The organism is Gordonia sp. SID5947, assembly GCF_009862785.1.
Lineage (GTDB): Bacteria > Actinomycetota > Actinomycetes > Mycobacteriales > Mycobacteriaceae > Gordonia.
In genome coordinates, this window is record NZ_WWHU01000001.1 from 2545080 (window position 1) to 2558009 (window position 12930).

A 12930-nucleotide genomic window follows, 5' to 3' on the forward strand; every position below is an offset into this window, starting at 1 on the left:
TGTCAGGTTGTGACGGGCAATTAGAACCTGTTCTAATATGCCATGGGTGGTTGCCAACCGGTAGGCGCCCTTCAAGAACCGAAACACGTGAGGATGTCTTCGACCACATGGCACGTTCTGCACCGGCAAGCGCCTCCGTCGACACGGCGGCAACCTCCGCCCCGACGGCCGGCACTGCGTCGGGAGGAACCGAAACCGGCTCGTCGGCTCAGCGCGAGCGACGCCGGCGGATCCTCGACGCCACGCTGGCGCTGGCATCCAAGGGCGGCTATGACGCCGTCCAGATGCGGACCGTCGCCGACAAAGCCGACGTCGCCGTCGGGACGCTCTACCGGTACTTCCCGTCGAAGGTCCATCTGCTGGTGACGGCCCTGGCGCGGGAGTTCGAGCGGGTCGAGGCACGCGTCGACCGGTCGCAGCTGCGCGGCGACACCGCCGTCGAACGTCTACGGCATGTCCTCGACATGATCACGTACGCGATGCAGCGCGACCCGCTGCTCACCGAGGCCATGACGAGGGCGTTCATGTTCGCCGACGCATCGGCGACAGCCGAGGTCGATCAGGTTGCGGGCATCATCGATCGCCTGCTCGCGGGCGCAATGGTCGGCAGCGGTGAGCCGGGCGAAGACGATCTGGCGATCGCCCGCGTGCTCTCCGACGTCTGGATGTCGAATCTCGTGCAGTGGCTGACCCGTCGCGCTTCGGCGACCGACGTCACCAACCGTCTCGAGTTGACCGTCCGCCTCCTCCTCAAGGACCGCGCGGACTAGTTCCCCCGGGTGGCCGCGCCCGCCGCCACCGACGAACCCATCGACCACACCGTCGATCGGGCACGGGCTATGCGGGCGCCGGCTTCTGGACCGGGGCCGCTGTGCGATTCAGGTCGGCGGAGATCATCGGCCAGGTACGCCGCAGGTCCGACTCCCAGTACTCCCAGGAGTGCGTGCCGGTGGGGCGCGAGATCGTCGTCATCGGGACGCGAAGCCCCCGCAGTCGCGCAGCCATCTGCTGGGTGCAGGAGTTGACCGCGGCCTCGATGACACCGCCGAGGACCACCTGGTTGGCCAAGGTCAGCGGATTGCCTTGCACCAGACGTGCTTCGGGGCGGTCATATGGTCCGGGCAGACCGGTGCCGGCAGTCATGTACACCTTGGTGCTGCGCAGCTTGGCGGCGTTGAGGTATGGATCGTTCTCCCGCCAGCCCGGCCCACCGACCGGTCCCCACATGTTGTCCAGATTCGCTTGTCCGCGGTCGGCGACGACCATGCGAATGTAGGCCTGCCCCAATGGGTCACTGGTCCGCGCGCAGCCGCTGTACGCGGCGACCGAACGATAGAGGCGTGGCGCGGCGATCGCGAGGTTCAGCACCGAGGTGCCGGCCATCGAGATACCGGCGATCGCGTTGACCTTCGTCGTGCCGAATTCCTTGTCGATCAGGGGCGGCAGTTCCTTGGCGAGGAACGTCTGCCATTTGTTGCGCCCCAGGACCGGATCGTCGCGCTGCCAATCGGTGTAATACGAGAAGGCGCCACCGATCGGTGTCACGACGTTGACGTTCTTGTCCGCGAAGAATTTCACGTAGTCGGTCTTGGCCGCCCAGGTCGCGGAGTCCTCACCCCCGCCCGCTCCGTTGAGCAGGTAGAAGGTCGGGCGAGGCTTACTCGTGTCGCGCGGACGCAGGACCGTGATCGGGATCATGCGACGCATCGACGCCGAATACACGATGGCGGTGACCTGCTGCTTGGTGTCGTGGATGACCGTTTCGATCCGGGACACGGCGGGGTCGGGCACGGGCGCGGCGGACGCGGCCGCCGAGCCCATCGTGAGCGCGACGGCGACCGTGGCCACGGCGCCGATCCACGCACCCCATCGAGGACCCCGTCGTGTGTCCACCACTATTCCCTTCAGCCACAAAAGTCACATCTGTCACAGATGCTAGCTGTCGGGCGATCGTCGTCCCAAGTCCTCGAGCAGGCTTGTTAGTCAGTTGTGACGTCCGGGCCACGCGGAACCATGAGGGCGAACATCGGCCGGAGACTCTCGGCCAGCCGGGCGGAGGGGTCGGCCAACCACCGCTCATGGCCCGCCGACGACGCGGCCATGGCGGCATACGCGACGGCCAACGGATACTCGTCATCGGGCCGGCCCCCGGTACGTTCCGCGACGAAATCGGCGATGACGGTACGCCATCGCCGATAGACGGCACCGGCCTGCGCCTGGACCGCCGCTGCCCGCAGGATCAATTCCGCTCGATGCCGGGCCCACTCGTCCTCCGCGAGACCGTGGTCGATCGCCGCGATGAAGGCGCCCTCGACCACGTCGACCGGATTCATCGACGGCGCCGACTCCGCGATCATCGCGCGGAAATGGTCGAGTTCGGCGTCCGACTCCACCCACACCACGTCGGCCTTGGTCGCGAAGTACCGGAAGAATGTCCGACGGCTGACGCCGACCGCGGCCGCAATGTCTTCCACCGTCGTCTGTTCGAACCCGTCACGCAGGAACAGGCGCTGCGCGGCCGCGGCGAGTTCGCGCGGACTGGTACTCGCCGGGCGCCCACCCCGATCGACCTCGACATCCGAGGAATCCCCTGCGCCCTCTGACGTCACCTCATGGCTCATCCGACCATCGTCTCACCGTCGGTGCACCAACATCGCAATCGACACCCCGGTGTTATGGCACGGTGTGACATGGGCTTCCGCATCGCCGGTCCGGACCCACGCGATATCGCCACGACACCGCCACGGCTCGATGTCCTGCTCGACGTCTCGGGTGAGCATGAGGTCGACCTCGGGCGCGACCTTGCCCTACTCGCACACGGACGTTGCGACCCGGTCGCCGGCCACCATCAGGTGACTCCGGCGCTGCGCCGGATCTTCGAGGGGTGAAAGCACCTCAGCTGTGCGTGAACATCGGGTCGCGCTTCTCGACGAAGGCAGCCATACCTTCGGTCTGGTCATCGGTGGCAAACGTCGAGTAGAACAACGCCCGCTCGGCCCGGACGCCCTCGGCGAGACCCGATTCGAATGCCCGGTTGACGGCGTCCTTCGCCAGCGACGCAGCGATGAACGACTTGGAAGCGATGGTTGCCGCGACCTCTTTCGCGGTGCCGAGACAATCCTCCGCCGCGACCACCCGCGACACCAGTCCGAGCCGATCGGCCTCGTCGATCTTCATGTTGCGGCCCGTGAGGATCATGTCCATCGCCTTCGCCTTGCCGACGGCGCGCGTGAGTCGTTGCGACCCACCGATTCCCGGGATGACGCCGAGATTGATCTCCGGCTGCCCGAAGACTGCGTTGTCCCCCGCGATCAGGATGTCGCAGAGCATCGCGAGTTCGCAGCCTCCTCCGAGCGCGTAACCCGTGACTGCCGCGACAATCGGCGTGCGCAGGCGCGAAAGCTCGTCCCAGGCGCCGAAGAAGGATTCCGTCACCACGTCGCTGTAGGACTTGGACGACATCTCCTTGATGTCGGCGCCGGCTGCGAAGGCGCGCTCCGAGCCGGTGATCACGATGGCGCCGATGGCGGGATCATGGTCGAAATCAGTTGCCGCAGTGACCACCTCGTTCATAAGGGTGGTGTTGAGGGCATTCAGTGCCTCGGGTCGGTTGAGCGTGATGATGCCTACTCGACCGTCCTGTTCGACGACGATTGTCTCCAGGTCAGACATTCGAATCCTCCTGTGGTGCCGGGTTGATGGTCAATTCCAGCTCGCCCGGTAGCGGCGCGAAGAACTCGTCGACCTCCGCTGCGGTCACCGCAGAGTGATCGGGATGACGCCACGACGGTGAGCGATCCTTGTCGATCACCTGGGCGCGGATACCCTCGGCCATGTCGGGATTGAGCAGGCTGCGCAGCGAGACGCGGTACTCGCGGACGAGGGTCTCGCTCAGGGTCGGCTTCTCGTCACGCAGTGATCGCAGCGTCACGGCCAGCGCGAGCGGGCTCTTCGCCGCGATCGATGCAGCCACCTTGTCGGCGTCTTCGGTACCGACCGCGCGGCATCGCTCGATGATCTCGGCAACGGTGTCGGCGGCGAATGCGTCCCGAATCCAGGTGCGCTGTGCGTCGACCTTCGAGGCAGGCGGTTGCTGCGCATATTTCGCGAGCGCCTCCGCCACTGACGTCCCCTCGATGGCGGCCCGGAACGCGTCCAGGTCGTCGGCGGGCACGAAGTGGTCGGCGAGGCCGAGCGCGATCGCATCGGCACCCGACAGGTGACTCGCGGTCAGCCCGGCGTAGATGCCGAGATTGTCGGGGACCCGTGCGAGCAGGTGCGTCCCTCCGACGTCCGGAACGAACCCGATCCCCACCTCGGGCATGGCAAGACGCGTGCGGTCGGTGACGATCCGGGTGTTCGCGTGAGCGGAGATGCCGACGCCCCCACCCATCACGATGCCGTCCATGATCGCCACATACGGCTTCGGGTAGCGCGCGATGTCGGCGTTGAGTCGGTACTCGTCACGCCAGAACTCCGCGGATGCGCACGCTGCGGCCGCGGCGTCATCGGCGACCGGGTCACCGCTGAGAGCCGCTGCGTCACGGTGGATCGCGACGATGTCGCCACCCGCACACAGACCACGCTCGCCCGCACCGACGAGCACCACGGCCGCGACGTCGTCGTCCCCCGCCCAACCGCGCAACAACTCGTCCATCACCGTGACCATCGGATGGTCGAGGGCGTTGATCGATTTGGGCCGGTTCAGTGTCAGTGTCGCCAGTCGGCCGTCCACCGTGGACAGCACCGATGGTTCATCCACCATCGCCTACTCCTCGAACGTCGTCGGATATCCCCACAGATACTTGCATATCCTAGTAAGGGAGTACAGCGCAGGTGGACGTCTGCGTTCGGAGTGCGACGAGGTTCATGGTCGCGCCCGGACGAAAGCCTCGACCACGAGGCTCAGCACCTCCTCGGCACGTTGATTGGCCAGCCGGGCCGACGTGGTCACGAGCGCCCGCCCGCGGTCGTCAAAAGCGACGTCGTCGACCGTGATCGAACCGGTGAGAGTGTCACCCGGCCGGACCGGCCGCAGGAACCGCACGTCGGTCAGGCTCTTACCGGCGATCACACTCCAATTCCCGAACACGCCCGAGACTGCCAAGCGCTGGTAGATGGCCAGCGTGTGTATCCCGCTCGCGATGATGCCGCCGTATGCGCCGGCGTCGGCGATTTCTTTGTCGATGTGGAAACCCTGGGGGTCCCACGCGGTGGCGTATTCGACGACCTCCGCCTCGGTGATCGTGTGGGTGCCGAGCGGGTATCGCTCACCGATCTGCAGATCGTCTGCGTAGGTGAGTCCGGAGCCGACTTTCACATCAGGGGCATCATTCACGTCGGAGGTGTCTTTCACGATCGTCAGGGTAGCGACGGGCGAACGACGTCCAGCGGTCAGCGCTCCTGCCCCGCCGCGTCACCGACAGGCAGGCTCATCGACACGCGGCAGTCGGCGACCTCCCATCACTCGTGGAGGTTGCCGGCGGCCGCCTGATCGTCGATCCGCTCAGCCGTACTTCGGGTTGTTGATCACCGGGATCTCGATGTTGATCGGCATGCGCAGTTCGGACATGTAGAACAGCACGAACTGTCGCAGGAATTCGTCGAAGAGCCAGTAGGCCTCCTTGGGCACACCGACGTTGAGCGCGCCCTCGCGAACCGCGACATACGGCCCCCACGCGGTTTCCAGCAGCGGACTCCACACCGGCTCCCTGGGGATGTCGAGCCAGTCGGCGATCTTGTCCCCGAGCATGAATCTGGTCAACGCCCCCAGCACACCCCTCGAGAGCAGGGAGAGGTCGAGATTGAACCCGAGGCCGAGCAGGATGTCGGCGAGTTTCTTGCCCTCAGGTGTGGGCGCCAGGATCGGGTCCAACACCTGCTTCGCCTGCGAATCGGCAGCGTTCCATGACTTCGGAATGTACTGATCTTCCACACCGAGCATGTGCGCGCTGACCTGCCACGAGTGCAGGAAGCCCTCCGACTCGTCGGGTGCGATGGGCACATTCCATTTCTGCAGGTTGCGCCATACCGTGGTCGGCAGACTGTGCCAGGTGACCATGATGTCGGCCTGGCTGATCGGCTTCTTCTCCGGCGCCGAATGCACCCAGTGTGGCGACTGAGGGAGAAGATGACGGACGGCCGCATGCGCCATCCGCGTCTTGACGCAGGTCACGATCATCTCGCCGTCAGGCTGATAGGCGTTGAGAGAACCGATGTCGTAACCGAGCTTGGCCGTCTTCGTGATGCGGTCCTTCATATCCGCACCGCCCTTGGAGTAGTAGACGGCTCGCGCCTCCTTGGGGATGACGGTGCTCATCATGCCGCTCGCAAAGCCGTACAGCACACCGAGATACGTGCCGCGCTTCTGGTTGAAACGCACTGCGGTCGCGAGCTTCTCGCGATCGGTCCACGATGGCAACTGCCGGGCGTGTTCCATGAAGTCCCGCAGTTCCCCGGGCAGGCCGGCCGGCAGCGGCTGTCCGTTCTTCGTCCACGACCGCAGCAACTTGTTCACCTTCGGAACCTCACCGCGATCCAGCAGCGCGGCGACCACCGCGTCGGCTTCCGGGTCCCACACGCCCTTGGGATCCATCCCGCTACCGACCCCCGGAACCGAGTTCGCCGGGGACCATGTCCACGGTGTCGCCGGAGCGACAACCGCCGCGGCACCGAGAGCCCCCAACGTACCCCCGGTTTTCAGCAGCGTTCGCCTGTTCAGATCTTCCATTCGCTCTACTCCCGTTCAACGCCCGACTCGATGACGCGATGTAACAGTGACTGTAACTCTGTAACATTGATACCATGGCTGTGGTCCGCATCACAAGGGGCGGGACGCCGGTACAAATCGATACGCTGACCGGCAAATGCGGCCATAGAGGAGGGAATTCGTGCAACCACGTCCGCCGGCGGCGGCGCCCTCCAAATCGCTCCTCGAACGCGCCTACATCGGGTTGATCTCGCAGGACGAGGACGATGGCGACCGTGACGATCCGACACGGACCCGGATTCTCGACGCCGCATATGACCAGTTCTGCCGCATGGGAATTCAGCGATCGTCGTTGGAAGAGGTCGCGCGTCGGGCCGGGGTCACCCGGATCACCATCTATCGGAAGTTCGACACGAAGGACACGCTGGTCGAGCAGGTGGTGATCCGCGAGTTCCGCCGCTACTTCGCCCGGTTCCTCGACGACATCGCCGGGGCCGACACCGTCGGCGACCGCGTGGTGGCCGGCTTCGTCAGCTCACTGCGCGCCATCTCCGACAATCCCCTCATCGGCGGGCTCCTCGAAACCGAACCTTCCTTGCTGATCGGCTCGATCATCGGAATCGGCGACAATGGCAGTCTGCTGGCCACCGTGCGCGGATTCGTCGCCGGGCAGCTTCGTAGCGAACAACAGGCGGGCACCGTCTCCGCCGACCTCGACACCGAGATGGCGGCCGAGATGATGGTGCGCATCTCGGCATCGTTCCTCACCGTGCCGAGCCAGATCATCGACCTCGGCGATGACGAGCAGCTCGCCGCCATCGCGCGGCAGTTCTTGGTTCCGATGCTGCAACCGCCTGTCGGCGACCACACGTAGCAACTCCCTGCAGTCCCCGGCCGCCTACTCGGCGCGTCGACCTGACCACTCGCACACATCACTTAGTTGAGCAACGCAACCTTTGCTGTTATGGTTGCACAGTTCAACTAACTGGTGCGGATCGAGGTGCGCAACATGTCCGGCCGCCCACAAGCCATCGGCTGCCTGCTCGAAGAGTTCTATCTGATGGGGCATGCCATCCGTGGCGCACTGTCGCCGACCGAGGAATCACGCGGGCTGTTGCCCGGCGCACTGATCGTCCTGGTGGCATTGAGCGGCTGCCAGCCCTGCAGGCAGGTGGCGTTGGCCGGCGAGTTGTCGATCACGCCATCCGGGCTGAGCAGACACATCTCCGAGCTGGTGGCTGCGGGTTACGTCGTTCGGCGACCCGACCAGACCGACGGTCGCGCATCGTTGATCGAACTGACCGACGAAGGACACGAACTGCTCGAGCGGGCGCACCGCTCACGTGCACGGACCCTCGAGAACGCGCTCGCCGACTGGGACGGGGCCGAGGTGACAGCGGCGGTCGAGACGATCACGAAGTTGCGCCACTCGCTGCACCGACATGCGCAACAACAGAAGCCACCATCAAGAGAAAGTGACCCGGTCAATGTCTGAGACCACCATCGCGCCGACGGCGCCCGAGGCCGGCGTGATGACCCACCGCCAGATCCTCGAGGCGATGACGGGTCTGCTGGCCGCACTGTTCACTGCTCTGTTGAGTTCGACAATCGTCGCCACCGCACTGCCCACGATCATCGGCGATCTCAAGGGTTCGCAGACGGCCTACGCATGGGTCATCACATCGGCCCTGCTGGCCAATGCCGCCTCGACGCCGATCTGGGGCAAGTTGGCCGACCTGTTCAACAAGAAGGTGCTAGTCCAGACGGCCATCGTCATCTTTGTGGCGGGCTCAGTGGTCGCCGGGTTCGCCCACAGCGTTCCGGTCTTGCTGACTGCCCGTGTCATTCAGGGACTCGGGATGGGCGGATTGACCGCACTGGTGGTGGCCATCATCGGCAGCATCGTCTCGCCACGTGAGCGGGGTCGCTACTCCGGATACATGGGTGCGGTCATGGCCGTCGCGATGTCGGGCGGTCCGATCGTCGGTGGCCTCATCGCCGACAGCCCGCTCGGTTGGCGCTGGTGCTTCTTCGTCTGCGTGCCACTGGCAGTCATCGCGTTGATCCTCCTACAGAAGACCCTCAAACTGCCGACCGTACGTCAGGACAATGTGTCCATCGACTGGTTCGGGGCCATCACCCTCACCGCCGGTGTGTCGATCCTGCTCATCTGGGTCTCCTTCGCCGGCAAGGCCGGATACTACGACTGGTTGTCGGCCGAATCGGCTCTGTATGTGGGTGCCGGTGTCCTGCTCCTGGCCGCAACCATCTGGATCGAGGCCAACGCGAAGGCCCCCATCATCCCGCTGCGCATCGTCACCGAGCGGACGACCGGGCTGGCCATCATCGCGTCGATCGCGGTGGGCGTCGGCATGTTCGGCGCGACAACCTTCCTCGCCCAGTACTTCCAGACCGCGCGTGACTTCTCGCCCACCATGGCGGGCATCCTCACCATCCCGATGGTGGTCGGTTTGCTGACCGCCTCCGTCGGCTCTGGTCAGTTGATCGCTCGCACGGGAAATTGGAAGCGATTCGTGGTGACCGGCGGCGTGCTGATCGTGATCGGGTTCGGACTGCTCGCCACCATCGATCACGCGACGAGCCTGTGGCTCATCTCCACCTACATCCTCGTCCTGGGCCTCGGCCTGGGCATGCTGATGCAGAACGTGGTGCTCGCGGTGCAGAACACGGTGAGCGTCAAGGACATCGGCGCCGCATCGAGCAGCGTCGCATTCTTCCGCACGTTCGGTGGGGCTGTCGGCGTGTCCGTGCTGGGCTCCATATTGGCCACCAGGGTCGGCGAGTTGACGTCCGAAGGGTTGTCCAAGTTGGGCATTCCGGCCGGCTCGGGAGGTAGCGGCGACCTCGACCTCGACGCGCTGCCCACACCCGTGCGAGAGGTCGTGCAGCACGCCTACGGCGATGCCACCGGCCGCATCTTCCTGATCGCCGCCTTCGTCGCGATCGTGACCCTCATCGCGGTCGCTTTCCTGCCGAACAAGCCGTTGCGCCGCACCATCGACATCGAACCGGGGGCGTCCGACACCGACACCTACACCGCCAGCGACGATGGGATCACCGACGTCGACGAACGCATCGTCGACGCTCCGGTGGGCGCCGGACGGCGCCACTAGAGGATCGGAGCGGGCGCTCGGCCGCCGAACGCGCTGATGAGGCGGTCATCCGCGACGCTCACGTGGAGTGGCATGCCGACCCGCCACCGCAGTCGCCCGAGCGGCCAGGGCGTCGCGCACCCACGCCGGATCCACCACCTCACAGTCACTGTCGTAGCACGCGGCCCACAAAGCCCTGACCGCGTGACGCCGGTCCTCGAACCGAAGACTCAGCCGCGTGCCACCTTCCGAATCGAGGACATCGACAGAGAGCACCGACGTGTGACGCCCCAGGTTCTCGACATCGTCTGCCGCACAATCGATGACCACATCGACCGCGTCGAAGGATGCTCGGAACTCGGACCGCCTTCGCTGCCAGATGTCATCGAGGTCGACGTCCTCGGACCGGTCGGCGCGCTCATCGAGGACCTCGACGTCGCTCATACGCGACACCCGGTACATTCGTTCTGCGCCTCGCGAATTCGCAACCAGGTACCAGGTGTCGCCGGCCACGATGAGTCCTATCGGGTCCACCACCCGCTCGCGCGGTTCGACGCCCGGACGCCGATACGTCATGCGCATCCGCCGCCCGTCGAAGACCGCCTGCGCAACCTGACTCAACGAGTCCAACTCCTGAGGAGCGCGGACAAATCCCTCCGGCCTGACCAACACCCGCTGCGCTGCGCGCACCGCGCGGTCCCGGTAGGCATCCGGCACGGCCGCGGCGACCTTCCGCATGGCACTGGCGAAAGCCGGCGTCGCCATGCGCCCGCTCCCGGCGAGCAGTGACGTCGCCTCGTCGACCGTCAGTCCGGTGAGATCGGTGCGGTACCCGGGCAACAGCGTGAACCCACCGCCACGCCCGCGCTCGGCGTACACCGGTACGCCCGACAACGACAGCGAGTCGATGTCGCGCAACACGGTGCGCTCGGAGACCCCAAGCTCGGCAGCGATCGCCGCCGCGGTCATCCGGCCGTGCTTCTTCAGGAGCATGAGTACTGCGATCAGACGTTCGGCACGCACACCGAAGATCTTCCTCCTAAAACATGACAGAAGATGTCATGTTTGTGCGTTTGACTGGGCGTCACCAGCCCATCGACAAAGGAACGATCATGACCGAGAACCAGCCCGCCGATCCGCGACCCGCCTACGCGGCCGCCACCACCTGGGTGATCAACCTGCTCACCGCTGTCACCGACGATCAACTCGACTCCCCGACACCGTGCGACGACTTCGATGTCCGCACCCTTGCGGCACACCTGACGGCGAGCGCACAACGCGCCGTCGTCCTGGCGGAGGGTGGTGACGCGTTCGCGGTGCCGCGGATCGCGGACTCTCACGATGCGGAGGGCTACGCCGCGGTTGTCACACGTGCCCTGGACCTGTGGTCCGACGACGCCACACTCGGGGCCATGGTCCGGGTGCCCTGGGGTGAGGTCCCCGGTGCCGCCGCCCTCTGGGGCTATGTCAGCGAGACCTTTGTGCACGGCTGGGACCTCGCAGTCGCCACCGGGCAACCCGCCGAGGCCGATGGCTCATCCGTGGAACCCGTGCTGGCCGTCGCGCAGCAGTTCATCCCGGCGGCGATCCGCGGTGATGCCGAGGTCCCGTTCGGCCCTGTCGTCGAACCTCGGCCAGAGGCCGGACCGACCGAGCGACTCGCCAACTGGACGGGACGGGATGCGACGAGGTGGGTGGGGACGGCCGTGTGAGGCCGGGCGGCCGACGGACCGGACGGCAGGGCGTCTGACCGCGCGGCATACGATGGAGGACGATGACCGAAGACCGTATGTCCGAGGTGTGTGACACGGGCACACGGCCATCCGCAGGCCCCGCCGCTGCCCCTCGCGGCGCGTTCGCCTCACTGTCCAACCCGAACTACCGGCTGTATTTCGGCGGACAGGCACTGTCTCTCGTCGGTACCTGGATGCAGGCCACCGCGCAGGCCTGGCTGGTACTCACGCTCAGCGGGTCGGCATCGATCCTGGGTGTCATCGTCGCACTGCAGGCGTTGCCGATCCTGCTGCTCGGCCCGTACGCGGGAGTGATCGCTGACCGAGTCGACCGACGTCGGCTGATGATCATCCTGCAGTCGGTGATGGGTGTACTCGCCGCGGTGCTCGCTGTCTTGACCCTCGCGGGGTGGGTACAGATCTGGCATGTCGCGGTGCTCGCCCTGCTCCTCGGACTCAACAACGCATTCGAGAACCCGGCCCGCCAGGCCTTCATCCACCAGATCGTCGGTGAGTCGTTGATCCGCAACGCGGTGACGCTGAACTCGGTCATGGTCAACGCCGCCCGCGCCGTCGGACCCGCCGTCGCCGGTGTGCTGCTCGCCGCGGTCGGCGCGGGCTGGTGTTTCGCCGTCAACGCCGGAAGCTTCGTCGCGGTGGTCGTCTCCCTGATCGTGATGAACACCGCGGCGATCGAACACGAGGAGCCCATCGTCCGCGCCCGAGGGCAGCTCCGGGAGGGGCTACGGTATGTGGCCGGTTCGCCGGCGCTGTGGATTCCGCTGGTGATGATGGCTCTGGTCGGCACGCTCGCCTACGAGTTCCAGGTGTCGTTGCCGGCCGCTGCCAAGGAGACCTTCGACGGCGGGCCCCAGGCACTCGGATTCATGACCTCGGCGATGGGAGTCGGCGCGGTGGTCGGCGGTCTCCTCGTGGCCGCCCGCGGGACCACCGGGCTCCGCCCGCTGACGATCGCGGCCGCCGGGTTCGGGGTCACCATCGCGATCACCGCGGTGGCGCCCAATCTGCCGGTGGCGATAGCGGCCCTGTTCTTTGTCGGGTGGCTGAGTGTGACGTTCATGTCCACGGGAAACGCAACGCTGCAACTCAACGCCGACCCCCGGATGCGGGGCAGGGTGATGTCGCTGTGGTCGGTGGCATTCATGGGCTCCACCCCGATCGGTGGGCCGATGATCGGCGCGATCAGTGAATCCGCAGGACCCCGCGTGGGGTTGGCCGTCGGCGCCGCGGCATGTTTCGTGGCGGCCGGGCTCGGCGTCCTGATGTGGCGTCATCGCCGGGAACACTCCGTGCGCATGACCCCAACCGACCCTCCTACCGAGTCGGTTACCGGAAACCACTGAGACATCGACGA

13 protein-coding genes and 1 pseudogene are annotated in these 12930 nt (G+C 65.9%); 7 read left to right on the forward strand and 7 right to left on the reverse strand.

What is annotated here, in order from left to right:
* The first annotated feature begins 107 nt into the window (after positions 1 to 107).
* A complete protein-coding gene (gene kstR, locus GTV32_RS11800; RefSeq protein ID WP_161060480.1) occupies positions 108 to 770 on the forward strand; it encodes a cholesterol catabolism transcriptional regulator KstR in 663 nt (220 codons plus the stop codon).
* Positions 771 to 837: 67 nt separating this feature from the next.
* Here the strand turns inward: kstR and GTV32_RS11805 are convergent, their stop codons facing one another.
* Both GTV32_RS11805 and GTV32_RS11810 read right to left on the reverse strand, forming a co-directional pair.
* On the reverse strand, positions 838 to 1821 hold the full coding sequence (locus GTV32_RS11805) for an alpha/beta hydrolase family protein (RefSeq protein WP_161062479.1): 984 nt from the start codon (positions 1819 to 1821) through the stop codon (positions 838 to 840).
* Between the two features lie 158 nt (positions 1822 to 1979).
* Positions 1980 to 2621 (reverse strand): TetR family transcriptional regulator, encoded by a 642-nt coding sequence (locus GTV32_RS11810; protein WP_161060481.1) that lies wholly within the window; start codon positions 2619 to 2621, stop codon positions 1980 to 1982.
* 84 nt (positions 2622 to 2705) lie between these two features.
* Here GTV32_RS11810 and GTV32_RS11815 point away from each other — a divergent pair.
* Positions 2706 to 2888, forward strand: a pseudogene (locus GTV32_RS11815) (hypothetical protein); the annotation flags it as partial.
* A 7-nt stretch (positions 2889 to 2895) separates the two neighbouring features.
* Here the strand turns inward: GTV32_RS11815 and GTV32_RS11820 are convergent.
* The 4 genes from GTV32_RS11820 to GTV32_RS11835 form a co-directional block, all read right to left on the reverse strand.
* A complete protein-coding gene (locus GTV32_RS11820) occupies positions 2896 to 3672 on the reverse strand; it encodes an enoyl-CoA hydratase (RefSeq protein ID WP_161060482.1) in 777 nt (258 codons plus the stop codon).
* Entirely contained in the window at positions 3665 to 4765 is a 1101-nt protein-coding gene (locus tag GTV32_RS11825) for an enoyl-CoA hydratase/isomerase family protein (protein ID WP_161060483.1), read from the reverse strand. Before GTV32_RS11825 ends, GTV32_RS11820 begins: the two co-directional genes overlap by 8 nt.
* A 102-nt stretch (positions 4766 to 4867) precedes the next feature.
* On the reverse strand, positions 4868 to 5356 hold the full coding sequence (locus GTV32_RS11830; RefSeq protein ID WP_343287304.1) for a MaoC/PaaZ C-terminal domain-containing protein: 489 nt from the start codon (positions 5354 to 5356) through the stop codon (positions 4868 to 4870).
* 150 nt (positions 5357 to 5506) lie between these two features.
* Complete coding sequence (locus GTV32_RS11835) at positions 5507 to 6730, reverse strand: oxygenase MpaB family protein (protein WP_161060484.1); 1224 nt, start codon at positions 6728 to 6730, stop codon at positions 5507 to 5509.
* A gap of 160 nt (positions 6731 to 6890) precedes the next feature.
* Between GTV32_RS11835 and GTV32_RS11840 the strand changes: the two genes are divergently transcribed.
* The 3 genes from GTV32_RS11840 to GTV32_RS11850 all read left to right on the forward strand — a co-directional run bounded on the left by GTV32_RS11840 (position 6891) and on the right by GTV32_RS11850 (position 9843).
* Positions 6891 to 7583: a TetR/AcrR family transcriptional regulator gene (locus GTV32_RS11840; RefSeq protein WP_161060485.1), complete on the forward strand. Its 693-nt coding sequence runs from the start codon at positions 6891 to 6893 to the stop codon at positions 7581 to 7583.
* Between the two features lie 135 nt (positions 7584 to 7718).
* Positions 7719 to 8204, forward strand: a complete 486-nt coding sequence (locus tag GTV32_RS11845) for a MarR family winged helix-turn-helix transcriptional regulator (RefSeq protein WP_161060486.1) — start codon at positions 7719 to 7721, stop codon at positions 8202 to 8204.
* A 37-nt stretch (positions 8205 to 8241) separates the two neighbouring features.
* Positions 8242 to 9843, forward strand: a complete 1602-nt coding sequence (locus tag GTV32_RS11850; RefSeq protein WP_161062481.1) for an MDR family MFS transporter — start codon at positions 8242 to 8244, stop codon at positions 9841 to 9843.
* A 45-nt stretch (positions 9844 to 9888) separates the two neighbouring features.
* Here GTV32_RS11850 and GTV32_RS11855 read toward each other — a convergent pair whose 3' ends face one another.
* The gene (locus GTV32_RS11855; RefSeq protein ID WP_161060487.1) at positions 9889 to 10845 is read right to left on the reverse strand and encodes a YafY family protein; all 957 of its coding nucleotides are present in this window, start codon (positions 10843 to 10845) and stop codon (positions 9889 to 9891) included.
* Positions 10846 to 10934: 89 nt separating this feature from the next.
* Between GTV32_RS11855 and GTV32_RS11860 the strand changes: the two genes are divergently transcribed.
* Both GTV32_RS11860 and GTV32_RS11865 read left to right on the forward strand, forming a co-directional pair.
* The gene (locus GTV32_RS11860) at positions 10935 to 11534 is read left to right on the forward strand and encodes a TIGR03086 family metal-binding protein (protein WP_161060488.1); all 600 of its coding nucleotides are present in this window, start codon (positions 10935 to 10937) and stop codon (positions 11532 to 11534) included.
* Between the two features lie 62 nt (positions 11535 to 11596).
* Positions 11597 to 12919 (forward strand): MFS transporter, encoded by a 1323-nt coding sequence (locus tag GTV32_RS11865; RefSeq protein ID WP_161060489.1) that lies wholly within the window; start codon positions 11597 to 11599, stop codon positions 12917 to 12919.
* Positions 12920 to 12930: the final 11 nt, after the last annotated feature.